This window comes from Pseudomonas citrullilanati (assembly GCF_030580855.1).
Taxonomy (GTDB): Bacteria; Pseudomonadota; Gammaproteobacteria; order Pseudomonadales; family Pseudomonadaceae; genus Aquipseudomonas; species Aquipseudomonas citrulli.
The window spans coordinates 1-24,787 of record NZ_JAUQOP010000032.1; the positions used below are offsets into that span (position 1 = coordinate 1).

The following is a 24,787-nucleotide window of genomic DNA, read 5'->3' on the forward strand; positions in this document are numbered from 1 at the left end:
AAATGTGGCGCTGGGCCCAGCGCACGCGATGGGCCAGGCGTTCTTCGTTGGCCGGCAGGCTGGTGAACCCGGGCCCGGCGCAACGGGCCAAATCCAGCAGCGCGGGCAGGTCGGTGAGGGCGACCGGGCGGACAATCATGATGCGGCTCCTTCGTGGTGCCGGTGCGCAGACCGAGGGAAGAGGCGGGCTCGACTGTGCTTCATAGGGCCACCACCCGGATCGGTTCGCCTGGCGCGACATCCAGGGCGGCCAGCAGGTCGGGCGTCAAGCCCACGGGGCCTTCGGCGTCCAGGTCCAGCTCGGCGACGATGGCCCGGTAGTTGCCAAGGCCTTCATTGCTCACCAGGTAACGACCACGGGCATCGATTTGCGCGCATGGCCGGGCGACCGTGACACGGCCCTGGGTGACGGAGCGGATGTTCGCGACACGCGCGTGCAGCGTCGGCCCGCCGTCGAAGATGTCCACGTAGCTGTGGGTGTCGAAACCCTCGTCGACCAGGATATCGAAGGCCTCCTGGCCGTCGGGGTGGACCCGGCCGATGCACGCCTGGGCCGCTGGCGGCAGCATGGGCACGTAGATCGGGTATTGCGGCATCAGCTCGGCGAGGAAGGTGCGGCTCTGCAAGCCGCACAGGCGTTCGGCCTCGACGTAGGGCAGGTCGAAGAAGTGCTGGCCGATGGCGTCCCAGAACGGCGACTGGCCGTCTTCGCTGCTGAAACCGACGATTTCGCTGATCACCCCGTCGGCAAAGCGCCGGGGGTGGGCGGCGATGAACATCAGCCGCGCCCGGGACAACAGCGCCGAGGCCGGTGTGCGCACCCGCTCGGCGTCGATGTGAAAGCCGCGCAGCAGCGTCTGGCCATTGAGGTCTTGGCACAGCGACAGCGCCGGGACCCCGTGCTGGATGTTCAGCTCCCGGGATTCGCTGGAAAACGGACGGTTGCGCAGGCTGTAGAACGGTTCGTTGCAGCCGGTGCAGGCGAGCACTTGCGAGCAGCCCACCAGGCGGCCGGATTCGAGGTCCTGCAGGACGAAAAAATAGCTCTCCCCGCCAGGCTTTTGCACGTCGGCCTCGAACGAGGCGCACGAAGCGAGGATTTTCTCCCGCAGCCGCTCGCGGTCGTCTGGCAGCGACGTGATGCCCACCAGGCTTTTCCGGGCCAGCTGCTGCAGTTGCGGCAGGTCGGCGAGTTGCACTGGACGTAAGGCCAGCATGGATTGCACTCCTGTTCCAGAGGGCCCGGTGCCAGGCACCGGGCTTGACGATCACTGTCGATGTCCACGCATTGTCATCATGGGCGGTCGAACCCTTCGACCGCCGAACCTCATTGGCCGGCCGGGTCGGGCAGGGCCGTGCGACCGCCGAATCTGTTCAAGGCACACAGGTAGACCACGCCGACGGCAATCCAGACCAGGCCGAGCTTCTGCGCGCCCACGCCCATGTTGTACATGATGGCCGCGACGATCGCGAAACCCACCAGGGGGCAGGCCAGGTGCCGGATGAACTGGCCCGAGCGCTGGCGCCGCCAGTAGTGGTTGATCACGGTGAGGTGCAGCAGCATGAAGCCGCTCAGGGCGCCGAAATTGACCAGGGAGGTCAGGGTGTCCACGGCATCGATGAACAGGTAGCAGATCAGCAACGACAGCAGCGCGACCAGGTAGATGCTCACGTACGGGGTGTTGTGCCGTGGATGAACCTTGGCCAGCACCCTGGGCAACTGGCCGTCCCGGGCCATGCCGAACAACAGGCGCGACACCGCCGCCTGCGAGGTGATCGCCACCGCCACGCCCCAGGCCAGGGCTGTGGCGACCGCGGTCAAGGTGGCCAGCCAACTGCCGGCCGCCAGCTCGGCGATTTCATAGAAGGCGGTGTCAGCGGACTTGAAGCCCATGCCGGCCGCCAGGTCCGTGGCGATCCAGGTCTGCACCACGAAGATCGCCCCCATCACCACAAGCGTGACCAGCGCCGCCTTGCCGATGCTGCGGCCGGGTTCATGCTTGATCTCCTCGGCCAGGGTGGAAATGGCGTCGAAGCCCAGGAACGACAACACCGCGATGGACACGGCTTGCATCAGCAGGGCGAAGTTGAAGTGCTCCGGGCTGTACAGCGGCGCCAGGGTCAGCTGGCCGTTACCGGCGCCACCGTGCAGGGCCGACCAGGCGTAGGCCAGGAAGATCCCCAGCACCACCAGTTGGGCCAGCAGGAACAGGATGTTCATCCGTGCGGTAAAGGTGATGCCGCGCAGGTTGACGAAGGTCGCGCTCAGCAGGAACGCGAGGATGAAACCGACCTTGGGAATGTCCGGGTACAGGTGATTCAGCGCCATTGCGGCGTACACGTACAGCAGCGGCGGGATCAGCAGGTAGTCCAGCAGCATCAACCAGCCGGCAATGAAGCCGACGTGCCGGTTGAGTCCCCGTTGCGCGTAGGAATAGACCGAGCCGGCCACCGGAAAGGCCCGGGCCATGCTGCCGTAGCTCAGCGCGGTGAACAGCATCGCCACCATGCCGATGATGTACGCCAGCGGCACCATCCCCGGCGCCTCGGCGTTCACGTAGCCATACACGCCGAACGGCGCGATGGGGATCATGAAGATCATCCCGTACACCACCAGGTCGGTCAGTGACAGGCTGCGTTTCAACTCCTGTTTGTAGCCAAATGCCTCGATACTCATGAGCCGTTTTCCTTTTCAGCTGTGTGGGGGGTGTCGCTTGCCGCTCTAGAGCAGCGGGGCCAGGTACGCGCTCCAGGTCCGTACCGCTTCGGGGCTGCGCAAAAGGTCGTTGCGTACTTCGATCAACACCGAGTCCAGGCCGCGTCCATCGCCGTGCACCGGGACCGTCATGTCGGTCAACGGGTTGATCTTGTAGGGTTGGTTACCGGCCGCCCGCAGCGAATGGCGGGCCAGCCCGTCGACGATGCGCTGGGCATAGTCCCGGGCTTCACCGAACAGCACGCCGGCTTCCAGTGCGCGTGGCTGGCCGTAGAACACCGGGGTGAAGCTGTGGATGCCCACCACCCGCACCGGGCGGTTGTCGGCCAGCCGCCGGTCGATCAACGCGCGCAGGCGATCGTGGAACGGATGGAACAGGCACTGCTGGCGGTAGGCGCGGGTGGCGTCGTCCAGGGACTGGTTACCCGGGACCTGGTAGATCTCGCTTTGTGGCGGGATGCTGTCGGCCACGTGAAGCGGGCGGTTCAAGTCGATCAGCAGCCGCGAGTAGCGAGCTGACAGTAACGTTGCACCGAGGGTCTCGGACAGGCGCTCGGCCAGGGCCAGGGCGCCGATGTCCCAGGCGATGTGTTCATGGGCGGCGGTTTCATCCAGGCCCAGGTCGTTCAGGGCCGCGGGGATGAAGCGGCTGGCGTGTTCGCACACCAGCAACAGGGGGTGTTCGGATTCTTCCCGCAGCAACCGGTAGGCCGGCTCGGTGTAGAGCCCCGACTCGGCACATTCAATAGATTCGCGCATAGTGCTCACAACGCTCGGCAGGTGACAGCGCCTCGGTCAAGGCCAGCTCCTGGGCCTTCAAGGCGAAATAGGTTTCGACCAGCGGGCGGGGCAGGGCCTCGAACAGCGCCCCGCTGTGACGCAGGCAATCCAGTGCCTGGGCCAGGGTCGTTGGCAGGGCGATGATGCCACGTTCGCGCCGCTGTGCTTCATCCAGCTCATCGGGTATTTCATCGGTCACGGCGTTCAGCGGCAGGCATTGCTCGATGCCCAGCCGTCCGGCGATCAACACGGCGGCCATCGCCAGGTGCGGTGAGGCGGTGGCGTCCACGGCGCGGAACTCCAGGTTGTACTGGTTCGCCACCGGTTTGCCGCCCAGGCTCACGGTCGGGCAGATGCGCAACGCCGCCTCGCGGTTGCGCTGTCCCAGGCAGGCATGGGAGGCGCTCCAGTGATGGGGTTGCAGGCGCTCGTAGGACACCGGGGTCGGCGCGGTGAAAGCGCACAGCGCCGGCAGATAGTGCAGCACGCCAGCCGCCCAATGGCGGCCGAGGCTGGAGAGCCCGTTGGCGCTGGCGGCGTCATGCAGCACCGGGTCGCCGCTCAGGTCCTGCAGGCTCAGGTGCAGGTGCACGCCGTTGCACACGGCGTTTTCCGCGGTCTTGGGGGCGAAACTCAGGTCCAGGCCCATTTGCCGGGCGATCTCCCGGCTGATTTCCCGCACGTTCACCGCTCGGTCGGCGGCGGCCACGCCGAGGGACGGACGGCAGGTGATTTCATACTGGTGCTTGCCGTATTCCGGCAGGAACATTTCCGGTTCGACCCCACCGGCCCGCAGCGCACCGAGCAGCCAGCCGGCGAACCCGGCCTGCTGGCGCTGGGCCTGGAGGCTGAAGGCCAGGCGATCGGGCAGGGCGGGCGTGGCGTTGAGGTTGAACTCATGCTCGAACGCGGCGTAGACCTGCAACCCCAGCGCTGTGCGGTAGCGTTCCACCTCGTCCTGCAGCAGCGTGCGCGGACAGGCGCCCCAGGGCCGGCCGTCGGTTTCGCGCACGTCGCAATGAATGAAATCCAGAGCGGGCGCTTCGCTGTCGGGACCGTTGTCGACGGTCACCCGGCTGGACAGGTCCGGTATCAGCCGCAAATCGCCATGGGCACCCCAGGGGTTGCTCGCCGCGATGATGTCCTGGGGCGTCAGCGCGCTGTTGGCCGGCACCCAGCCACACCCGGCGCTGGCGTAGTGGGCCAGCTCGTCGCTGGGGAACGAACGCCCGCGGGTCACGCCGATCAGGTCGGTGCTCACCAGCGTCGTCAGGGGCAACGGTGACAAGCGCGGCGTCGTGTCGAGGCGGCTCATGGCTGCATCTCCTGCAAGCGTCCGAGCACGGTGGCGGTGTCCGTGATCCAGCAATAGCCCTTGATCGCGTTCAGGCACACCAGGTGGCGCTGTTCGGTGTACGTGGCGCAGGCATCGTCCACCAGGGTGACCAGGTAGCCCCGGTCGGCGGCGTCGCGCACGGCCATGTCCACGCATTGGTCGGTGACGATGCCGGCGACGATCAGGTGGCGCGTTTCCAGGTTGCGCAGCACGTAGTCGATGTTGGTGGAATTGAAGACGCCGGAGGACGTCTTCGGCAGCACGATCTCGTTTTCCTGCGGGGCCAGCTCGGCGATGATCTGCGCCTCGGGGCTGCCCTTGGGCAGGTGCATGTCCGACAGCTTGTGGTCCAGGGAGCGGTCGCGGCCATCGGCGGTGAGGCTTTCGATGTGGGTGTGCAACACGTTCTGTCGCGCCGCCCGCATCGCGGCGAGCAAGCGCTGCTGGTTGGGAATCACCTGCTGCCGAGCGCGGCGGATGAAGTACTCGGCCTCGGGGCTGTCCAAGTGGGCATCGAATTGCACGTCCAGCCAGGCGCGTTGCATGTCCACCAGCAACAGGGCCGTATGGTCGCGGGTGAACGGCAGGTCCCGGGGAGAACGGTGGGGGAGCGAGAACATCCTTATTTTTCCTCCAGCAGGTGCGTGTTGAACGTCGAGCGCAAGGCGTCGATGCCGTCCAGGCGTTCGGCCAGGTCGGGGCATTGCAGCGCCAGGCAGGCGACCAGCGCCTCGACCTGGGCCAGCGCCGGGACCAGGCTGTCGAACGCCGAGATCGATTCCACCGGGGCGCTGATGATCAGGTCGGCCAGCTCGCGCAGGGGTGAAGCGTAGACGTCGCTGAACAACACCACCCGGGCATGTCGTTCCTTGGCCGCCTTCGCCACGCGCAAGGCCTGGGCCTGGTAGCGCCGGTAGTCGAAGATCAGCACCAGGTCCTGGCGCTGTATGTCGAACAACCGGTCGGGCAACTGGGCGTTGTCTTCCAGGGCGAAGCAACCGGCGCGCAGCAGGCGCAGATGGTTAAGCAAATAGTGGGCGAGGAAACTGCTGAAGCGCCCGCCAAAGCAATGCACCTGATGGCGGCTGTCGAGCAGCCACTGCATGAGCACGCGCACGTCTTCGGGTTGGGTCAGCGCCTGGGTATCGCTGAGATTGCGTTGGCTGACCGCCAGGTACTGGCTCCAGGTATCGCCTTGCTGCGCCTTGGCCCGGGGTTGCAACAGCGTGCGCGGGGAGCGCAGGCGGTGGTCCATGTCACTGAGCAGCGCTTCCTGGAATTGGGCATAGCCACCAAAACCGAGCTTTTTCACCAGCCGCACGATGGTCGGGTCGCTGACGCCAGCGCGGTCCGCCAGGCGCGACATCGGCCCCAGGCCGTTGCGCGGGTAATGATCGAGCAAGGCGCGGACGACCTTGCGTTCCGACGGCGTCAATACCAGGCCGGGATCGGTGATCAAGTCTCTGAGGGGCGGCATCCGTGCTCCTTGCCAGGATGGGTGTTGGTTTTCTTCCATAACTCCTGAAAATAGTATTTATGTAGCAGGTGCTACATGTCCAGCGCTTTTTGCGCCTCGTTTAAGAACTTCGAATAGGGTACGAAAGCACTGTAGGGCTTGGCTTTGGCTGATGCGAATCGGTATGTCAGCTAACGCTTTTTGTTGTGTAAGAAATGTCGCCGTTTTGTCCCGGTTATTTGATTTCGTATAAGGTGCTGTACAAGCAAAACCCGGATTATCCCGTTGATGAACCTCTTTGAAATGTGTGAGTTCCCGCGTGCAAGCCACCCGTCTGACCCTGATCTGCCATGCTCGCACCGTCGCCCAGAAACAGGCGCGTTTCAGCCTGGATGAGCCGCTGGACGTCGATTGGCTGGCCCCGCGCCGGGGTATTGGCAAGCATTACCCGAGCGTTCGGCAATTGCTGTGCGCACCGGAGCTACGCGCTCGCCAGACCGCCGCGTTGTTCGGCCCCGAGCCCCGGTTGGTCCAGGCCCTGGCCGATTGCGACCTCGGACGCTGGCGCGGGCTGTCCATCGATGCGTTGCACCAGGACGAACCGGCCGCGGTGCAAGCCTGGCTCGACGACCCTGACGCGGCGCCCCACGGCGGTGAGTCCGTCGCCGATGTGTGCCGCCGTGTCGGGGACTGGTTGACGGGCCTGCAGGCCCGGCCGGGGCACGTGCTGGCTGTCACCCATCCCTTTGTGATCCGTGCGGCGCTGGTCCATGCCATGGGCTGCCCCGCAGCGTTCAACCGGATCGACATCGAGCCGCTGTCGGCCGTCGAACTGCGCTTCAACGGCGTCTGGCGATTGCGCACCCAGGGCCCCGGCCAGGAGACCTCGCCATGAAGACGCTGTACGTCATCGGCATCGGAGCCGGCGACCCGGATCACCTGACGATGCAGGCGGTGAAAGCCCTGAATCAAGTGGACGTGTTCTTTCTCATGGACAAGGGCCCGGCCAAGGACAAGTTGCTGGACCTGCGCCACGAAATCTGCCGACGCTACATCGTCGATCACCCGCACCGTTTCGTCACGGCCGACAGTCCCGAGCGCCAGCGTGGCGAACCGGATTACCCGGCCAGCGTCGAAGACCTCAACCGCGCGAAACAGGCTACGTTCGAACGGCTGATCGATGAGGAGCTGTCCGATGGGCAACGTGGTGGTTTCCTGGTGTGGGGCGACCCTTCGCTGTACGACAGCACGGTGCGCATCCTGCAGTCGATACGCGAGGCGGGCCGCTGTGCCTTCGAATTCGAGGTGATCCCCGGCATCAGCAGCGTCCAGGCCCTCGCGGCTCGCCATCAGGTGCCGTTGAACAGCATCGGCGGCGCGCTGGAGATCACCACCGGGCGGCGCTTGGCGGCGGGGCAGGTGGGCGACGCCGCCACCGTGGTGGTGATGCTCGACGCCGAGGACGCGTATCGCCAGGTGAGTGATCCAGATACGCAGGTTTACTGGGGCGCCTATGTGGGGACGCCGGATGAAATCCTGATCCGTGGCCGGCTCGGGGACGTGGCCGATGACATCGAGCGCACGCGCAAGGCCGCGCGAAAGCAGAACGGGTGGATCATGGACACGTACGTGTTGCGCAAGCCCTGATTCGCCCGCCGGGCCTTACCCCCGCCCAAACCGCTCCCGATACACCGAAGGCGCCAGGCCCACCACGCTGCGAAACGCCACGCGAAAGCTTTCCACCGAGCGATAGCCGCACAGCTGCGCGATGTTGTCGGTGTTGTCTGCGGTGCTTTCCAGCAGCTCGCGGGCGCGGGCCAGGCGCTCGTGTTGCAGCCAGGCCTTGGGCGACACGCCACAGGCCTGGGTGAAATGGCGCAGGAACGTGCGCTCGCTCATGGCCGCCTGGCTGGCCAGTTCACGCACGCCGAGGGGTTCGTGCAGGCGCTCGCGGGCCCATTGCATGACGCTCGACAGGTCGCTGCGTGGCGTGCGGCTGACTGGCGAGGGGATGAACTGCGCCTGGCCCCCGGTCCTTTGCGGCGACATCACCAATCGCCGCGCCACCGTGTTGGCGACCTGGACGCCATGGTCCCGCGCCACCAGGTGCAGGCAGGCATCGATGCCAGCGGCGCTGCCGGCCGAGGTGATGACTTGGCCGGAGTCCACGTACAACACGTCCGGGTCTACCAGGATGGCGGGAAAACGTTCGGCCAGCTCGTCGGTGTAGCGCCAATGGGTGGTGGCGCCCAGCCCATCGAGCAACCCGGCCGCCGCCAGGACGAACGCGCCCGAGCAGATCGACAGCAGCCGCGCGCCGCGGGCGTGGGCCCTGCACAACGCATCGAGCAGGGCTTGGGGCGGCGGTTCGCTGCGGTTGCGCCAGCCGGGCACGACAATGGTCCGGGCCGTGTCGAGCAGTTCCATGCCGCCGTCGGCCAGGATCTGGAAGCCGCCCATGGCGCGCATCGGGCCGTCATCCACCGCGACGATCCGATGCTCGTACCAGGGAAACTCGAATTCGGGCCGTTCCAGCCCGAAAATCTCGACGGCGACGCCGAACTCGAACGTGCACAGGCCGTCATAGGCGAGGATCGCGACCAGGCCGGGGGTAGGCTGCATTTGTCGGAAAATTCCCAGAGAGTGTCGTATGCGCCACTGTAGCGGTAACCCAGGGCCGGATAAAGTCTGTCCATGCCCACACCCACCTTGGAGTACAAACGATGACTAGCCTGGTTCGCGAAGTGCCTGCCGCCCCGTCCGATATCGCCTTGGAGCATTTCCGCCGTCGCCTGGCGTTCGAGACCGATTGCTCCGACGTCCACGCCAGCCAACAGGCCGGCAACGTCGATTTTGTCCTGGTGGACGTCCGCGGGCCATTGGCCTACGCGCGCGGTCATGTGCCCGGGGCGATCAACCTGCCGACCCGCACGCTCGATGCCCAGGCCTTGGCCGCCTACCCCAAGACCACCCTGTTCGTGGTGTATTGCGCCGGCCCGCATTGCAACGGCGCGAACAAGGCGGCGGTGCGCCTGGCGACCCTGGGTTACCCGGTCAAGGAAATGATTGGCGGCGTCATGGGCTGGCTCGATGAAGGTTTTCGCCTGACCGGCCTGGTGGAACGTGTGACGGACCAGGCCATCGGCTGCGATTGCTGAAGCGGGCCTTTTCTCAAGGCCTCATTCGAACCAGGTCCTCCATGGCCGCCAGGAACCGATGAACGTCGTCTTCAGAGGTGTAGTGCGCAAGGCTGATCCTGGCTACGCCGTCGTGCTCGTCGACGCCCAGGGCACGAATGGTCTGCGGGCTGAAATGATGACCGTGCCAGAGACGAATGCCTTGTTCGGCCATGTACCGGGAAATCATTTCGCTGGGTGTCGACTCCAGGGTAAAGGCCACGGTCGGCACCCGGCGTTGCGGTTCATGGGATGCGCGGTAGCCATGGACATGAACGCCGTTCAAGCGGCCCAGGCCTTCCAGGGCCGACTGCACCAGTCGCTGTTCGTACTCGATGATGGCGTGCATTCCCGCGACAATCTGCTGCCGCTTGCCCGCCTGCTCGCCGCAGGTTGCGAAGGCGCGACCGACCCAGGCCAGGTGATCGATGGCGCCGAGGATCCCGGCGATGGCCTCGCGGCTCTTGCTCCCGGTTTCGAATTTATAGGGCGGCTTATCGACCGTGGGGCGGGGCTTGTAGGGCATGAGCCGTTCGAGCAAGGCCAGGCGCCCCCAGAGGATCGCGTGATGGGGGCCGTGGAGCTTGTGCGACGAGCACACCAGCAAGTCGCACCCCAGGGCCTGCACATCGATCACCCCGTGGGGCGCGAACTGGACCGCATCGACATAGACCACTGCACCCTTGCGCCTGGCGAGGGCGGCCACCGTGGCGACGTCATTGATCGTGCCGGTGACGTTGTTCGCATAGCTCACCGCGACGACCTTGGTTCGATCGGTGATGATCGAGTCCATGTCGGCGATGCTGAAACCGTGGGTAAGGGGATCGAACGGCAGCCAGCGGACGTTCAGTTCCAGGTCTTTCGCCAGCTCGAGCCAGGGTGAAATATTGGCTTCATGATCCGACTGGGTCAGGACAATCTCGTCACCTTTGCGAAGGCTTCGCCCGAGGCAACGGGAGAGCTGGAACGTCAGTGTCGTCATGTTCTGGCCGAACACGATTTCTTCGGCACAGTGGGCGTTGACCAGTGCGGCGGCTGCGCAGCGTGCCTGGTCGATGGCTTTTTCCGCAATGACCGACGTCGAGAAATGGCCGCCCAGGTTCGCATTGTGTTCAATCGCGGCCTCGACGCTCGCCTCCAGGGCGCGCTTGCACACCTGGGTGCCTGCGGCGCTGTCGAGAAACACGCCGTCGCGCGCCGATGCCAGGGAGAACACCGGAAACTGTTGCCTGATGCGCTCGATATCCAAAATCTCGTTCCTTCGTGGTGGCGACTGGGGGTGGTCAGGCTTTCAGGTCGCTGAGGCTGATGCCCTGGGCGAGCAGCAGGTCCCTGATTCGATCGGATTCCGCCCAGTTCCTTTCGTTACGGGCCGCGTTGCGCGCCGCGATCAGCTCGCTTTGTTCCGACGTCAGGCGCGTGGCCTGGGCGTCGAACAAACCGATGTCCAGCACCGCATTGAAACTGCGGAGCAGGTCGATGCGTTCCGATTCGGTCAGTTCATTGGACTTGATCACCCACCAGAACTCAGCCATGGCGCTGGGCGTGTGCAGGTCCTTTTCGAGCGCAGCGAAGAACCGTTGGTGGGACGCGGCATGGGTGGACGAGAAAGCCTCGCCGCCAGGGCCGCTGTTTTCCAGGGCGCTGCTGACCCGTCGCCGGGCTTTTTGCAATGCCGTGGCGACGTCATCCAGCGCCGCCCAGGAAAATGCCAGGGCGCTGCGATAGTGCGAGCCCAGCACCAGCAACCGGAACGCGCAGGGGTCGTAGCCCTTGTCCACCAGCGAGTCCACGGTGAGGAATTCCCCGCTGGACTTGGACATTTTCTCTGCCTCCACATTGAGGAACTCGCAGTGGAACCAGTAGTTGACCCAACGGTGGCCGAAGCAGCATTCCGATTGCGCGATCTCGTTGGAATGGTGGACGTTGATATGATCGATACCGCCGCAATGGATATCGATCCTGTCGCCCAGGTATTTGCTCGCCATGGCCGAGCACTCGATATGCCAGCCAGGAAATCCCAGGCCCCAGGGAGAGTCCCACTTCATGATCTGGCCAGGAAATTTCGAGGTCGAAAACCACAGGGCGAAGTCCGCCTGCGCGCGCTTCAACGGATCGTGAGTGACACGTTCGGTGGCGCGTTGCTCGTCCAGCACCAGTTGCCCCAGCTCATGGTAGGTCGGGAATTTTTCCACGCTGAAATAGACATTCCCGGCGCTTTCGTAGGCCACGCCCTTTTCCAGCAAGCGCTGGATCAACGCGATGATGTCGGGAATATGCTGCGTTGCCCGGCATACCACGTCCGGCCGGGTAATGTTCAACAGGCCGCAGTGGCGAAAGAACGCGTCTTCGTAGAATTGGGCGATCTGCCAAGGGGTCTTGTTCTCGCGAGCGGCACCCACCATCAATTTGTCCTGGCCGGCATCGGCGTCGGATTGCAGGTGCCCGACATCGGTGATGTTCATCACGTGCTTTACCATCCATCCGCGATGCCGCAGGGTCTTGGCCAGGACATCTTCGAAGATGTACGTGCGCATATTCCCGATGTGCGCGTAGTGGTAGACCGTGGGGCCGCAGGCGTACAGGCCGACATGGTTCTCAACGATCGGAGAGAAGGGCACGACCGTCCTGCCCAGGGTATTGAATAGTTCCATTTCCAACTCTTGCGTCGAGGGGGCATCGATGCCCCGGGCCATCCGGGCTCAGTGCCCGGAGGAGGTCGTGTTGCCTTGTCGGTCGAGATCCAGCCATTGATGGACACTCTCGCGATCCCACGCCCGCAGCGCATAGTCCTTCAACGTCTGGGGAACCGGATCATCGTTGTAGATGAGCCTGTTCAACATGCCGGCGGCGTCGACGTCGGCGATGCACCAGGTGTTGAAAAGAAATGCCTTGCCGTCCCGAAGGCTGTGGGACAAGGTCTCGACCAGCCGCTGGGCATCGGCCTGCGCCAATGGCCCCAGCGGTTCCTGTGACGGTGCGATGAAGATGGTCTCGGTGGGCCGGTTGCCGCGCAGGTTGAAGAAATCGCTCCTCAGCCAGGCCTGGACTTGCCGGGCTTGGGCGCGGGCCTGGACATCAGCCGGGAACAGGCGGGCACCTGGCGCAATGTCGTTCAGGTATTCGGCGATGGCGGATGATTCAGCCAGGGAAAACGCCCCGTCCACCAGCGTCGGAACGCGGTGGGTGAGCGAGACCCCGGTGAATGGCGGTCGCCGGTGATCGCCCTGGGAGAGGTCGAGGTAGTGCAGGTCGAAGTCGAACCGGCACTCCTTGAGCGCTACGAACGCGCACATGGCAAAGGGCGAAGTGCATTGGTGATCCACGTATAGCTTCATTGAGTCTCGCTCCATCCCATCGAGGTCAGCAGGCTTGCGCGACAGCTGCCTGGCTGAGTTGCACGTCGAAAAAGCCGGTGTCTTCGGCTTCTTTTGCCCGGATCCACAGGTAATCGGCGTAGGTGACCGCCGGGTCTTCGTGAACCAGATAAATGAAGCCGTAGTTCGTCGAGATCCCGATGGTCGGCGCAACGCGGTCGCCAATTTCCGGGGCCCTGATCATCTTGAAGAAACTCGGCCTGGCGCTCAGTTCTTCGAGCCAGCGGCGATGGGTCACCTGGCCGGAGACGCTGTTGATCATCCCGATGACTTCACAGGTCGCATTCGATCGGTTGACTTTATCCAGCATCGAATGGAACGCCTCGGGGTCGGCATAGCAGGCCACGCAGAGATTGACGGCGTTGACGCCGCGCACGCGGGTCATCGCGCTGAGCTCCTGGGTCCCCATCATCCGGGCTGCCCATTCGATCAGCATCGGACCGTTGGCCGTCACCATCACTTCCAGGAACGAAGGGCCGATGTCGACGCCGAATGCGTCCAGGCATTGGTGGACGTAAGCGATGATGGGGGCCGCTTCTTCCGAGAGCAGGTCGATCAGCACTTCACGGTCGTTGACCACCCCGGCGCCTGGCACGGGCTTGCGATTGTCGCGCCAGATTTCGAAGACGAAATGTTCACCGGCGCGGGAAACCGCCTGCACCAGGTATTGCTGGCCAGCCAGGTATTCCATCGCCAGCAGCGTGTCGTTGATGAGCCCCATTTCATTGAGCCGGCCCAGCTCCTTATCCACCGCGTGACGCACCTGCGTCGTCTCGTAGCAGAAATGAATGCCGTCCGCCCCGGCGCTGTTGACCGGCTTGATGACCACCGGCCAGCCATCGATCGTCTCGATCGCCGTCTCGACCTCGCCCATCTGATGGATCAAGGCCACCCGGGCGGCCGGAATGCCCAACTGATGCAGCCGCTTGGCCATGTGCCATTTGTCCCGGCGGCAGGCCGACAGCGCCGTGCCGTTGCCAGGCGTGCCCATCAGTTCGCTGAGCCGGTCGGCCAGCTCGACGCCGGACTCGCAGCCGGGAATGATGAACGCCGGCTCGAATTCGGCCAACGCGTCCGTCAGTGCCTCGAGGTCCTGCGTTGCGACGAACCGCTGCTGGAAATCCCCTGGCCGGTAGCTGTCCACGTCATATTCGAGAATTTCGGCGGATGTCTGCACATGGATGCAGGTTATTCCATACCGCTTGAGTTCGTCCGCAAGGCTTGCCCCGGTCGAGTAGGCATCGACGATCACCGCGTATTTCATGTTCTAACTCCTTCGACTGAAAGGCGACTAAGGTGGGAATAGCCGTTGTAGGTCGCGGCCAGGCAGATAAGGACCACCCCCGCGAAACTGAATGCTGAAAAGGCCAGTCTCGAATCAACGGTTTGAAAAATGATGGTGAACAACGGGGCGGCCGCCAGGATGGCTTCCGTGGTCACCGGTTCGCAGCGCTTTATTCCTTCCTGCAACAAGAGCAGCGGCAGGATCACGCCGACGAACGCCAGCAGGACCAGGGCGTCGAGATGATCGAGGACGGCGGCGACCTTGCCCGGGTTCAAGCCGGTGTAGACGCCGGTGACCGCCAGCAAGAGATAGAACCGATGGGCGTAGAGATAATGGCTTGACGCCCCATGATCGGCGACGACCTTCGAGAGAATGCTGGTCAACGCCATGGCGACACCGCACACCAGCATCATCAGGTAGCCCAGCAACACCTGGTCGCTGTCGAACTCATGCTTGACTGCGGTGCGTCCGTCCATCGAGACCCAGCCCAGGTAGACGCTGGCCAGGGCGATGACCAGGGCGGCGATGTAGTCGGCCGGGATCATGATCGCCGTGGGGCGCAATAGCTTGTTCAGCACCAGCGTCGAAATGATCCCGACCCCGCCCACCAGCGCGCTGACGATGGCCGGCTCCACCCATTTCAAGGCCAGCAGGAAGGATATCCAGAGGGCGGCGGAGCTGACGTTGAGCATCAGCAGGCACCGGCGCACGGAAGCCTTTTTTCCTGGCGCGGCAAGCAAGGCTGGCGTCGCGCGTTTGCGAGCCATGTAGCCGAAAAAGAACACAGGCCAGGCGACGGCGAATAACACGAAGGTCGCGATGACGCTGTCGAGGCGTTGCAACAGGATCCCGAAATACACCTCCTTGAGCCCATCGATCACGTTGACGAGCATCAACGCCGTGATCCCTACAAACAGAGCTTGTGCCGTGCGCATGGTGCGGATTCCAGTCAGGAAAGCGGTCATAGGGCGGTGAGCGTGCGAATGTTCCCTTTTCTCGCTTGCTTGTAGCGTTGCAGCAGGGCTTCGGCCGGCAATGTCCTGGACAGCTTCGCGACTTCGTCCAGGCCACTCTGTAGATCGCCCAGGATGCGCTGCAGGGCAGGCTCCGACAGCGTGTCGAGCGGGTGGGCCCTGAGCCGTTCGTTCCCGTGCAGGCGTTCCAGCAGGGCGTAGGTGATGATGTCGGCGACCGTCGGCGGGTTGATCACGAAGCCGATGGAAAAGGACTCTTCATGGGCGACCGTGGCATGCCAGTAGCCCCGGGGCATGAACGTCGTGGTCCCGGGCTTTACCAGCCGCTCCTCGTGGCCGTCGGGCATCGTCAGCGGTAGTTTTGCGCCGGTGTAGGGGTGCGTGCCTGCCTGGTAGAAGCGGTTCGGGTTATTCGGGAAGAAGGGGTAGATGGGGTCCGGCAGCGAAGTGTTTTCGGCAAACCTCCAGGTCTTTTCGCCCTTGATCTGGATCATGAAGTTGGTTTCATGATCGAAGTGCGTCGCCACTTCCACGCCATGGTTGGCGGCGAACGCCTCGCAGCTCACATAGTGCCGGGGAATGTCGAGTATCTTCGCCAGTTCATCGCAGGCCAGGGAAATCGCGGGCAGCGCTTCCAGATCCTTCAGGTAAACCATCGCGGCGCCATCGTTGTACGGTGCGAGGGCATCGGCGGACCGGGCCACGGTGGTGCGCTTGCCCCCTGCAAAGAGCAGGTCGACGGGCCCCGGCAGCGCCCTGAACAACGCGCGGATGTCCTGGAATTCCTCCAGGGCCGACAATTGCGTAAAGCGGCTCATCGCGCCGTCGGCGACGTAGGAGCGCTTGGGCCAGCACGTGTCGAGGAACACCTCGGTCTGGTCGCCAAACATCTGCTGCAGAATATTCATCGCGCATTCCATCCTTGAAGCGGCGCGCATTGCGCGCCGCATGGTTTCATTACACGGCCGCGGCCACTGGCTGAGTATTCGCCGTGGCGTAGAAGGCGTTTTCCCGCTGGTGCAGGTACCCCTCGTAGACGCGGGCAAGCTCATCGCTGCGGGTCTTCAGTTGGTGGGTGGCGCTGGCGAACAGCGCTTGCTGCTCGTCTCGCGACAGGCCGACCATTTCCCCCTCGGCGCGACCCAGTGCGTTGAACAGCAGCTTGGCCAGCAGTTCGGTTTCCGAGCGCTCATGGCCGATTCGCTGGCAGATGGTTTCGACTACCGCGGCATGGTCGTGGAAGTGCCAGCCCAGGCGGCAAAGGCGGAATTTCACCGAAATCGGCGAGTCTTCCCACCAGTTCAGCGAGGCGTCGAGTTCGGCGTCGGTGATCCCGGAGAACTCTTCCACCAGTTGTTGGTGGCGTTTTTCCCAGAGGGTCAGCAACGCGTGGATGCTGCCGAAGTTGTAGGGCGCCGGGCCATGTATCTTCCAGTTGACCAGCGCCGGGCTGACGTTTTCAGCGTGGCGGATGCCCGTCCGGCTGGCTTCCAGGGTGGCGCGGATCGCAGGGGAGTGGGCCCAGAACTCGGCCATCACGCAGTGGACGATGTTGTTGCGAATCGTCCGCTGCTTGCCGAGGGTGTAGTTCTGGTGCAGGTGCTGCTGGTCGTACTCGGAGCCTTTCAGGCCGATGAGGCTGGCTTGCAGGTCTCGGAAGGAAACCTGCCAGTCGCGGATGATCATTTGCGCACGGGTCAAGCCGCGGCCCTGTGCCGCGCGTTTCTGCGCCGTGTCGGTGGCGACATCCAGCAGCATCTGGTAGATGCCCAGGCACAACTCACGCAGGCAGTCGGTGTAATGGGCCCAGCCACCTTCGCCCTGGGCGCCCGGCCAGTCGACCATCAGCTCATGGTCCGGCACCTGGATCAGCGTATTGCAGAAGCGGCGCACTTCACGGGCAATGGCAGTCTGCGCGATGCCTTCTTCGGGCACGCTGTCTTCAGGGTACTGCCCGCGGGCTTGCACGACGGGCAGCCAATACGCCGCTTCCCGGACCGCCACGCTGGCGGTGTTGCTGGCGTTCAACGCCTTTCGCAGTTTCGACTCGGCGATGGAGTAGTTGAAGCTGGCCATCGCCTGCTTGGCCAGGCCTACCGACAGTTGGGAAACGGTTTCGCTGGCGTCGATATCACCCTCGACATCGTGATGCACGCGGCAATACCCCAGGTCGAGCCGGGTATGGAGCGGAGCGCCGAGGAATTTGTGGTAGATGTCGCCATCGCTGGAGATGAGTTGCAAGACCGGCGACATGATGAAGATATGGCTGCCCACCAACTCGGAAATGCGCGGGTCGGGTTGGGAATTTTCCACTTCGACCCACACCGGAATCGTTGCTTCGTTGACCGCACCGATAAGCTGGGGATCGTTGAATACGCTGTCCACCAAGCGGTTACAACCACTGCAGGACTGGCTATGGAAATAAATCAGGATCGGCTTGCCAGTCGATTTGGACTGCTCAATGGCGTGGACGTAGGACGTGTGGTGGACCCAGTCAATCTTGTTGGTTTCGCTCATTTCTATGCTTCCATTCACGGTGGTTGAACATTTATTTGACGGATTTCAGGACATCGTCGAGCAGCTGTGCCCGTGTCGCCGGATTCGTCCAGAGCGCCTGGGCGTCGGCGGTCAGGGTATGGAGCGGGTCGCAGTAGAGAAAAACCTGGTCCTTTTTCACGGCCGGCGCGCGATAGGCGGCGATGCCCAGGTAGGGGTCGTAGTAGTCGTAGCTATGGATATCGCGCTTGCCGCCACCGCCGGGCAGATCCACGATGAAATGCGGGGTGTTGTGCCCGGCGATCAGGCCACGGGTGGATTTTTCCAGGGCGATCGAATCGCGAAGGCTGGTCCTGAGTGCCTCGACGCCACGGATCATGTCCCCTTGAAAGCAGTAATAGGGGCGCACGTTCAAGTAGGCGAGGCACTCGTTCAAACGGTGCATGGTCTGCGGGTTGTCATTGACGCCTTTGAGGATGACGGCCTGGTTCCTCACCTCGACGCCACGCTGGTGGAGCAGCCCCAAGGCCTCGGCGGTGATCGCCGTTATTTCGTTCGGGTGGTTGAAATGGGTGTGGATGGCAATGGACTTGCCCATCGTCCTCGCCCGGTCCGACAAGCGCGAGATGGCATCGGTCCAGTCGTGGTCGCTCTGGATCTTCATCGGCAGCACGGCCAGGCCTTTGGTGGCGAAGCGCATGCGCCGTACGTGGGGAACGTCCAGCAGCCGTTCACCGATCTCGGTGATCTGCCGGGCCTTGAGCCGGTAGGCATCGCCGCCCGAGATCACCACGTCCTCGACGCTGGAGTTGGCCTCTATGTAGCGGAACGCCGGTTCCCAGCGCTCGCCGGGGGCATTGATCTTCTTCTTGGTCACCGCATCGGTGTCCAGCCCCACCGCATAGCTGCGGGTGCAATAGCGGCAGTAGACCGGACACACATTGGTCGCCAGGAACAGCACGCGATCGGGGTAGCGGTGGGTCAGCCCCGGGGCCGGCGAATCATCCTGCTCGCCCATGGGGTCGAGTTTCACCATGGGATGGTCGACGCAGATCTCCGAGGCCAGGGGCAGGAACTGGCGTCGCAACGGGTCCAGGTAGGGGTTGTCCCAGTCGATCAGCGAAAGGATATAAGGCGTCAGCCGGATCGACATTGGTGCCATCTGGTGACCTTCCTCGAGGTCTTTCAGGAACGCGGCACTGATCCTGTTCTTGATCAGTGCGCCCAGCGCGCCGACGCTGGTAATGGCATTTTTTTCTTGCCACAGATGATTGTGAAACAACTCGGCGTCAATCGCTTTCCAATGATCCAGGTCGCGCCAGAATTCATCACTTCGAAAGGCATAGCGCAGCGACAATAATGGTTCCAGACGCTGGCCTTGAGAAGAATGGGCAATCAATGACTTTAATTGAATGCCTGCAAAGTCATAATCCACAATGTTACTTGACATGTGTTGTCGTCCCTTTCAAGTGGCGGCGTCCGTAGACTGACAATACTCATTAATTATCGTAAATCAAGGCGCTGTTTTAATTATTTATCCGGCACTTTTTCGAGGTGAAAGTGTGCGCATCGCCAATGATTAATTGCAATTTTTTGTCCGGGGTATAACCGGGCCAGGCGTTAATATCGGGCGCGCACTGTTCTACGCGGCGTTATCGGCGCCTGAAACGGTTAATAAAAATTTTACACGTGCGTAATGATTGTTTAATTAGGCACGGTGCCGGATTTCGCTTCTGGATGAATGACTGCCGTCGAAGACGCGACAACGCTCGGTTGAGGCTGCGTCGTGCCCGAGGACTGGGTCGTGGAAGACTGCACCAGGTATTGCGCGACGTTGGCGATGTCCTGGTCGCTGAGGGACTTGGCCACGGTCACCATGACAGGCGATGGGCGCGAGGCATCACGGAAGGCGCGCAGTTGTGTCTCCACATACTTGGCGAATTGCCCCGCCAGTTTGGGGTACTCGGCGTTTTCCGACGCGCCAGCCGTGCCATGGCAGGACGCGCAGGCGACGATGCCGCGGGTATGGTCGCCGCCGTTGAAGAGCCGTTCCCCGGCCCCCACGTCAACGGCCGCCGAGACAGCCGGTTCGTCGAATGGGCAGGCGTCTGGCTGGGCTTTGACGACACCGCCCATCTGGGTGCAGGTGCCCTTGGGAACAGCGACCCACTCGCGTGGATCGTTATCGACCTTGCTCATCTCCGAGCAGTCGTGCAGGCAACTGCTGTCGGAGCAATCGTTATGGCCGGCCTTGGCTACGCCGTAGCAAACCTCGGTCTCTGCCGTCTTGTCAGCGGCCACATCGGCCAGCGAAGCACTGCTGATGGAGGCCAACGCGGTGGCCACCAGAATATCTTTTAGATTCATCACGCAAGTTCCCGGTCAAGGTTTAATACAGTCATTTATTTTTATCAGTCCTTCGCACACGCGAAGGGCCGTACGACGGCCCGTCTGGAAACATGCCTCAGACAGGCGGCGAGTTATTCGATGTTCAATGAGGTTTTAGCAGTGCCCGTGACAAGAGAACTTGTCCAGCAAGTCGTGCCGGCACCGGATGTGCAGGAAAACAGGAATGTCGGGGAGGAAGGTAGCAATACGTTGGCGCCGCGTGGGCGAAGTTGATTCGTGCAAGTCAGTGGTTCGATACATTTATCGCTCCCTTTTTGTACAGGCCGCGTCTGGCGACTTGTCCGGAATCCGTTCCTGTCAGGTGACAAATCGTGCGTTCGTTTATCGAAGCCGCCATGTCCCTGTCGTATCTTCACCGTGAAATCAAATGTATTGCTTTAGTGCGAGTTTGCAAGGTGCTTTCTATTTGTAGCCCACGGCCAGAATATGTCTAATCGATATAAGCTTATAAGATGTTTCAAGATGTAACAGAGCGCGACCACGCTTTTACAGCGGGGGTGTCGGCCCGGCAGGACGCGCTCATGGCGAAAAAATCTGCCCGACTCAGCGGCTCAGGCAGGGTTCAGGAAATGGCGACCAGCAGGCCATCGTTCAACCAGCGGGTGACCAAGGCAGCGCTGTCGACAAGCTGCGGCTGACCCCGTGCGCCGTAACACGCCTGGGCGGCGATCAACGCGTCGCCCAGGGTCGTACCCTCCGCCAGGCGCTCCAGCGCGGCGGCTTCCCAGGGTTCGACCTCGCGTGCTTCGACATTCCAGCCGTTCCGATAGACAAGGACGGTACAGGCGTAGCGGTTCACCGACGGTAGGGGCTGGCCTTGCTGGCGGTGAGCGGACCATATCGCGACCACCGGCCATTGGCAGGGCAGCAACCCACAGCTCGGTGGCAAGGTGAATCGCTGGACATCCAGCTCCGCGCTGCTCATGGCGGCCAGTGCCCGGGGATCGAGTGCCGTGGCATCGCGGGCGTGAGAGGCCAGGTGGATCAGCCATTCCAACGACGCCACCGCCGCGAAATAAGGGTAGGGTGCCACGGGCGCATAGTGTTCGAGGAACATCGGCAGGCGCTCGCCGAACAGGCCCAGGTCGGGATGTCGCGACGGGTGGCGCCGCCCATACGCGTAGGCGAGCGAGCGGAAGAACGGGTCGCCCACCAACGCCTTGATGACCGGATAGGTCAAGGCCAGCGATTGTTCCTGGTGCCGCCAAAGCCCGCTGCGGTAACGCGCGAAGCGTCGCTGATCGCCCGCGCTGGCCGTCTCCAGCCACCCGTGTGGCAGGACCGAGGATGACGGGGAATCATCCAGCGCCTGGGTAAAGCTGACCTGCAGGGCCGCCAGTTCTTCACGTGTCATGCAGCACCTCCCGGGCGATCGTCCGTGCGATCTCGACCTGGTCGAGCAGTCCACCCAGGGGCGGCAGGCGTGTGTCCCATTCAATCAGTACCGGGACCGGGCCAAACCGGCGCAATGCGTCGCGATACAGCGACCAGACCGGTTCCGCCACCGCGCTGCCATGGTCGTCGATCAGCAGGTCCTCTTCCTGGCTATGGCCTGCCAGGTGAAACTCACGGACAGCCGATTCATCCAGGGCCTGCAGGGCGGCAAGGGCGCATTCACCGTGGTTGCACTGGTTGACGTAGAGGTTATTGAGGTCGAGCAGCACCGCACTGCCGGTGCGTGCCACCACTTCGGCGAGGAACTGCGCTTCGCCCAGGGTATCGCCGTGGTAGCGCAGGCTGGTGGAGATGTTTTCCAGCAGCAACTGTTGGCCCAATGCCTCCTGGACCTGGTCGACCCGGTCGCAGACCAGCTCCAGCGAGGCTTCAACCAAAGGCAGCGGCAGCAGGTCGTTGAGGCACCGGTCTTCAATCGCCCCCCAGCTCAAGTGCTCGGAAACCAGGAATGGATGCACCTGTGCCGCCAGGCGTCGTATGCGTTCGACATGGGCACTGGAAAACCCATGGACCGAGCCGATGCCCAGTCCGACACCGTGCAGGCTGATGGGATATCGTTGCGCCAGGCGTCGAAGGATGTGCAGGTCCTTGCCGCCCGGCCCCAGGTAGTTCTCCGTGTGCACCTCAAGCCAGTCAACGGCGGGATGGCCGTCCAGGAACGCTTGATAATGAGGGGCCCTGAGGCCAACACCAATCCGTGGTAATGGACGCACTGTCTGACTCGCTTCTCGATGGTCGCCGCTGATCATAGCGCAGTGCCGGATCGAATTGAGCAACCACCGATAACCGCTGTCTACCGCCGGCACGGTGTTTGCCGTACGGCTATCGAACGATGGAGGAAGACTGATGTACAAAGCGCTCGCCCTGTTCCTGTTGCTGGTTTCGTCCGGGTTGCAGGCCCAACCCTCGCTGCTCACCGACCTGCCGCTCAACTACCTGGCCCAGGCCGACGAGCAGGCCCGCAACCGACCGCTGGTGATCTTCCTGCATGGCTCCGGCAGTAACGAACAGGACCTGTTCGAACTCAAGGATGAACTGCCCCAACATTACAACTACCTGTCGGTGCGGGCGCCCAAGACCATGGAGCCGGGGCATTACCAGTGGTTTGCCAAGGCCGGCGAGGGCGCCTATGACGGCGACCCTGCGGACCTGAAGGCCAGCGGCCAGGTGCTGCTGGATTTCATCGACAAGGCCCGGGCCAAGTACCCGACCGACGCGAGCAACGTCTACCTGGTGGGTTTCAGCCAGGGCGCGATGATGAGCTACGAAGTGGCCCTGCGACATCCCGAGGCGGTCGGCGGCATTGCCGCGATGGGCGGGCGGGTGCTGTCGGTGCTGCGCGGGCAGTTGAGTCCGGAAGAGTCGCGCCGCACGCTGGCGGTGTTCATCGGCCATGGCACGGCCGACCCGATCATTCCCTACCACGACGGCACCGAGGCCAATACCTTGCTCAAGACCCTGGCGCTGGAGCCGGAATTCCACGCCTACCCCGGCGTGGGCCACACCATCAGCGCCCTGGAAGTGCAGGATCTGCGGGCCTGGTTGGAGCGGCTCAATCCCTAGTGGAATGGGAGACCGCGGTGGGGCTTTCGCGAGCAAGCTCGCTCCCACAGCGGGCACTCGGTCATCTGTGGGAGCCTGCTCGCGAATGCCCCGACCCGGTCCCGAAGGCACACCCGCATCCCATCACTGGCCGCTGGCGATCCGCTTCACCAAGGCTTCGTGAGCCGCCTTGTCGCTGGGCCGCGAGATGATCTGCACCACGGCCATGTGGGTGCCGGATGCGCCGATCAAGGTGGTGTCCAGCGTTGGCCCGCCCCCCTGGGTCGCACGGGTGTCGAGTTGGCGCAGGCCCAGGCCGGTGGTTTTGAGGGTCAGGCTTTTCTCACCGAGGATCTTCGCGTCGGGCAGGCTCTTGGTTTTCTGCACGGCAAACTCTGCGAAGGTGGTATCGAGGAACGCCGCGTCGTCGTCCTTCACCGCCGCGCCGCCGGCGATGGTGTTTTCTGCGGTGATCACCACCGTCTTGCTGGTGGCGTTGCTGTACATCGTTCCGCTGGCCCCGGCGGTGCCTTGGGCGGCTTCGCCGGCGGGCAGGGGCGTGGCGATGAAGCCCTTGGGCAAGCTGAAGGCGAACTTGCCGCCCAGCATCGAAACCCTTTGCGCCGGGGCATCGCCGGTGGTTTTTGACGGGGCCGCCTGGGCCGATACACCCGCGAGGCCGACGATCGCCACCAGCAAGACGGCGGCCGGTTGACTCAGCAATGACATTCAGATTCTCCACGGGACGCTTGAAGGGCGATCATCCCATGGGCGTCGCACTGGACTCCAGCGTCCGGGGAAAAAGCCGACGGTCATTTCGTCATCGGCGTCGTGGCGCGGCGTTCAGCGATCCCAGTAGGGCACTTCGCCAAAACACTCCAGGAAGAAGTCGATGACCGTGCGGACCTTCACCGACAGGCGTCGGCTGCCTGGCCAGAGGATGGCGATCTGCTGGGGTTCGAGGCTGTTGGAGGCCTGGTAGTCGCGCAGCACCGGGACCAGCGTGCCGTTGCGCACCGCCTCGCCGATCAGCCAGGACGGGAACATCACCAGCCCCAGGCCTTGTTCGGCGGCCTGGGTCAAGGTATCGGCGTGGTTGCCGGTGATCGGTCCCTTGACGCTGTAGGGTGTCCAGGCCTGGCCCGGGCGCCGGAAGAACCACCGCTGCTGGCCGGTCACGCCTTTGTAGGCCAGGCACTGGTGATGGGCCAGGTCCTGGGGCTTGAGCGGTGTCCCATGGCGAGCCAGGTAGTCCGGGCTGGCGGCGATCTGGAAGCGATGGGGCGCGAGGATACGGGCCTGCATGCTCGAATCGTGCAACGGACCGATGCGAAACAGCAGGTCGGCGCCTTCCTGCAAGGGGTCGACATAGCTGTCGGTCTGCTGGATGTCCAATTGCAGCTTCGGGTAGCGGGCGCACAACGCGCCCAGCCAGGGTGTCAGGTGGCGTTGGCCGAATACCACCGGGGCGTTGATCCGTACCAGCCCCGAGGGCTCGCTGTGTTGCTCCTGCAGGGCCTGTCCGGCTTCCTCCATCTGGACCAGCATCAATCGTGCGTGATGCCCCAACAGGCGCCCGGCTTCGGTGGGGGAGACGGCGCGGGTGTGGCGATAAAGCAACTGTTGGTTCAGGGCCTGTTCCATCAGCTGGATCTGCCGGGAAATCGAGGACGGTGCCAGGCCTTCGCGCCGGGCCACTTCTGAAAAGCTGCCGTGATCCAGCACGGCGACAAACAATCGCAGTGCCTTGAAGCCCAGTTCGTCGAGACCCTGCATGGTGCTGCC

25 protein-coding genes are annotated in these 24,787 nt (G+C 63.3%); 4 read left to right on the forward strand and 21 right to left on the reverse strand.

All coding sequences use genetic code 11. From position 1 onward, the window contains the following. The 7 genes from Q6A48_RS19290 to Q6A48_RS19320 all read right to left on the reverse strand — a co-directional run. Positions 1–139 (reverse strand): arginine N-succinyltransferase (locus tag Q6A48_RS19290; RefSeq protein ID WP_304555887.1); only part of this gene is annotated, 139 nt, incomplete at its 3' end. A gap of 61 nt (positions 140–200) precedes the next feature. Next, positions 201–1,217, reverse strand: a complete 1,017-nt coding sequence (locus Q6A48_RS19295) for an arginine N-succinyltransferase (RefSeq protein WP_304555823.1) — start codon at positions 1,215–1,217, stop codon at positions 201–203. A gap of 110 nt (positions 1,218–1,327) precedes the next feature. Further along, complete coding sequence (locus Q6A48_RS19300) at positions 1,328–2,677, reverse strand: APC family permease (RefSeq protein WP_304555824.1); 1,350 nt, start codon at positions 2,675–2,677, stop codon at positions 1,328–1,330. Between the two features lie 45 nt (positions 2,678–2,722). After that, positions 2,723–3,475, reverse strand: a complete 753-nt coding sequence (locus Q6A48_RS19305; RefSeq protein ID WP_304555825.1) for an N-formylglutamate amidohydrolase — start codon at positions 3,473–3,475, stop codon at positions 2,723–2,725. Next, entirely contained in the window at positions 3,459–4,811 is a 1,353-nt protein-coding gene (locus tag Q6A48_RS19310; protein WP_304555826.1) for a type I glutamate--ammonia ligase, read from the reverse strand. Before Q6A48_RS19310 ends, Q6A48_RS19305 begins: the two co-directional genes overlap by 17 nt. Continuing rightward, complete coding sequence (locus Q6A48_RS19315) at positions 4,808–5,452, reverse strand: cysteine hydrolase family protein (protein ID WP_304555827.1); 645 nt, start codon at positions 5,450–5,452, stop codon at positions 4,808–4,810. Before Q6A48_RS19315 ends, Q6A48_RS19310 begins: the two co-directional genes overlap by 4 nt. A 2-nt stretch (positions 5,453–5,454) precedes the next feature. Continuing rightward, positions 5,455–6,309 (reverse strand): MurR/RpiR family transcriptional regulator, encoded by an 855-nt coding sequence (locus Q6A48_RS19320; RefSeq protein WP_304555828.1) that lies wholly within the window; start codon positions 6,307–6,309, stop codon positions 5,455–5,457. 298 nt (positions 6,310–6,607) lie between these two features. On the opposite strand from Q6A48_RS19320, the gene Q6A48_RS19325 reads away from it, so the two are divergent. Together Q6A48_RS19325 and cobF are read left to right on the forward strand one after the other, a co-directional pair. Next, complete coding sequence (locus tag Q6A48_RS19325) at positions 6,608–7,183, forward strand: histidine phosphatase family protein (protein ID WP_304555829.1); 576 nt, start codon at positions 6,608–6,610, stop codon at positions 7,181–7,183. Continuing rightward, positions 7,180–7,935 carry a precorrin-6A synthase (deacetylating) gene (gene cobF, locus Q6A48_RS19330; protein ID WP_304555831.1) on the forward strand — a complete coding sequence of 252 codons (756 nt, stop codon included), beginning with the start codon at positions 7,180–7,182 and terminating at the stop codon, positions 7,933–7,935. Before Q6A48_RS19325 ends, cobF begins: the two co-directional genes overlap by 4 nt. 15 nt (positions 7,936–7,950) lie before the next feature. On the opposite strand, the gene ftrA is transcribed toward cobF, so the two are convergent. Then, positions 7,951–8,910 (reverse strand): transcriptional regulator FtrA, encoded by a 960-nt coding sequence (ftrA, locus tag Q6A48_RS19335; RefSeq protein WP_304555832.1) that lies wholly within the window; start codon positions 8,908–8,910, stop codon positions 7,951–7,953. 101 nt (positions 8,911–9,011) lie between these two features. Here ftrA and Q6A48_RS19340 point away from each other — a divergent pair, with 101 nt between their 5' ends. Beyond that, entirely contained in the window at positions 9,012–9,446 is a 435-nt protein-coding gene (locus Q6A48_RS19340) for a rhodanese-like domain-containing protein (protein WP_304555833.1), read from the forward strand. Positions 9,447–9,459: 13 nt separating this feature from the next. Here the strand turns inward: Q6A48_RS19340 and Q6A48_RS19345 are convergent, their stop codons facing one another. From Q6A48_RS19345 to bufB, 11 genes are all read right to left on the reverse strand, one after another. After that, positions 9,460–10,713 (reverse strand): cysteine desulfurase-like protein, encoded by a 1,254-nt coding sequence (locus Q6A48_RS19345; RefSeq protein WP_304555834.1) that lies wholly within the window; start codon positions 10,711–10,713, stop codon positions 9,460–9,462. A 34-nt stretch (positions 10,714–10,747) separates the two neighbouring features. Next, positions 10,748–12,118: a cysteine--tRNA ligase gene (gene cysS, locus Q6A48_RS19350; RefSeq protein ID WP_304555835.1), complete on the reverse strand. Its 1,371-nt coding sequence runs from the start codon at positions 12,116–12,118 to the stop codon at positions 10,748–10,750. 48 nt (positions 12,119–12,166) lie between these two features. Then, positions 12,167–12,817 (reverse strand): glutathione transferase, encoded by a 651-nt coding sequence (gene yfcF / locus Q6A48_RS19355; protein ID WP_304555836.1) that lies wholly within the window; start codon positions 12,815–12,817, stop codon positions 12,167–12,169. A 10-nt stretch (positions 12,818–12,827) separates the two neighbouring features. Further along, positions 12,828–14,105: an ATP-grasp domain-containing protein gene (locus Q6A48_RS19360; RefSeq protein WP_304555837.1), complete on the reverse strand. Its 1,278-nt coding sequence runs from the start codon at positions 14,103–14,105 to the stop codon at positions 12,828–12,830. Next, entirely contained in the window at positions 14,102–15,061 is a 960-nt protein-coding gene (locus Q6A48_RS19365) for an EamA family transporter (protein WP_304555838.1), read from the reverse strand. Before Q6A48_RS19365 ends, Q6A48_RS19360 begins: the two co-directional genes overlap by 4 nt. Before the next feature lie 26 nt (positions 15,062–15,087). Beyond that, on the reverse strand, positions 15,088–16,008 hold the full coding sequence (locus tag Q6A48_RS19370) for a JmjC domain-containing protein (RefSeq protein ID WP_304555840.1): 921 nt from the start codon (positions 16,006–16,008) through the stop codon (positions 15,088–15,090). Positions 16,009–16,057: 49 nt separating this feature from the next. Next, positions 16,058–17,617 (reverse strand): thioredoxin family protein, encoded by a 1,560-nt coding sequence (locus tag Q6A48_RS19375; protein WP_304555841.1) that lies wholly within the window; start codon positions 17,615–17,617, stop codon positions 16,058–16,060. A gap of 31 nt (positions 17,618–17,648) precedes the next feature. Beyond that, on the reverse strand, positions 17,649–18,953 hold the full coding sequence (locus Q6A48_RS19380; RefSeq protein ID WP_304555842.1) for a KamA family radical SAM protein: 1,305 nt from the start codon (positions 18,951–18,953) through the stop codon (positions 17,649–17,651). A 347-nt stretch (positions 18,954–19,300) separates the two neighbouring features. Further along, complete coding sequence (gene bufA1 / locus Q6A48_RS19385) at positions 19,301–19,963, reverse strand: BufA1 family periplasmic bufferin-type metallophore (protein WP_304555843.1); 663 nt, start codon at positions 19,961–19,963, stop codon at positions 19,301–19,303. A gap of 604 nt (positions 19,964–20,567) precedes the next feature. Then, positions 20,568–21,359: an HvfC/BufC N-terminal domain-containing protein gene (locus Q6A48_RS19390; RefSeq protein ID WP_304555844.1), complete on the reverse strand. Its 792-nt coding sequence runs from the start codon at positions 21,357–21,359 to the stop codon at positions 20,568–20,570. Then, a complete protein-coding gene (bufB, locus tag Q6A48_RS19395; RefSeq protein WP_304555845.1) occupies positions 21,349–22,173 on the reverse strand; it encodes an MNIO family bufferin maturase in 825 nt (274 codons plus the stop codon). The genes Q6A48_RS19390 and bufB overlap by 11 nt, the downstream gene beginning before the upstream one ends. Before the next feature lie 133 nt (positions 22,174–22,306). Here bufB and Q6A48_RS19400 point away from each other — a divergent pair, with 133 nt between their 5' ends. Further along, the gene (locus tag Q6A48_RS19400; protein ID WP_304555846.1) at positions 22,307–23,023 is read left to right on the forward strand and encodes an alpha/beta hydrolase; all 717 of its coding nucleotides are present in this window, start codon (positions 22,307–22,309) and stop codon (positions 23,021–23,023) included. 123 nt (positions 23,024–23,146) lie between these two features. On the opposite strand, the gene Q6A48_RS19405 is transcribed toward Q6A48_RS19400, so the two are convergent. Both Q6A48_RS19405 and Q6A48_RS19410 read right to left on the reverse strand, forming a co-directional pair. Then, positions 23,147–23,731, reverse strand: coding sequence for a DcrB/PsbP domain-containing protein (locus tag Q6A48_RS19405; protein ID WP_304555847.1), 585 nt, complete (start codon positions 23,729–23,731; stop codon positions 23,147–23,149). A gap of 114 nt (positions 23,732–23,845) precedes the next feature. After that, positions 23,846–24,778: a LysR family transcriptional regulator gene (locus tag Q6A48_RS19410; RefSeq protein ID WP_304555848.1), complete on the reverse strand. Its 933-nt coding sequence runs from the start codon at positions 24,776–24,778 to the stop codon at positions 23,846–23,848. Positions 24,779–24,787 lie beyond the last annotated feature (9 nt).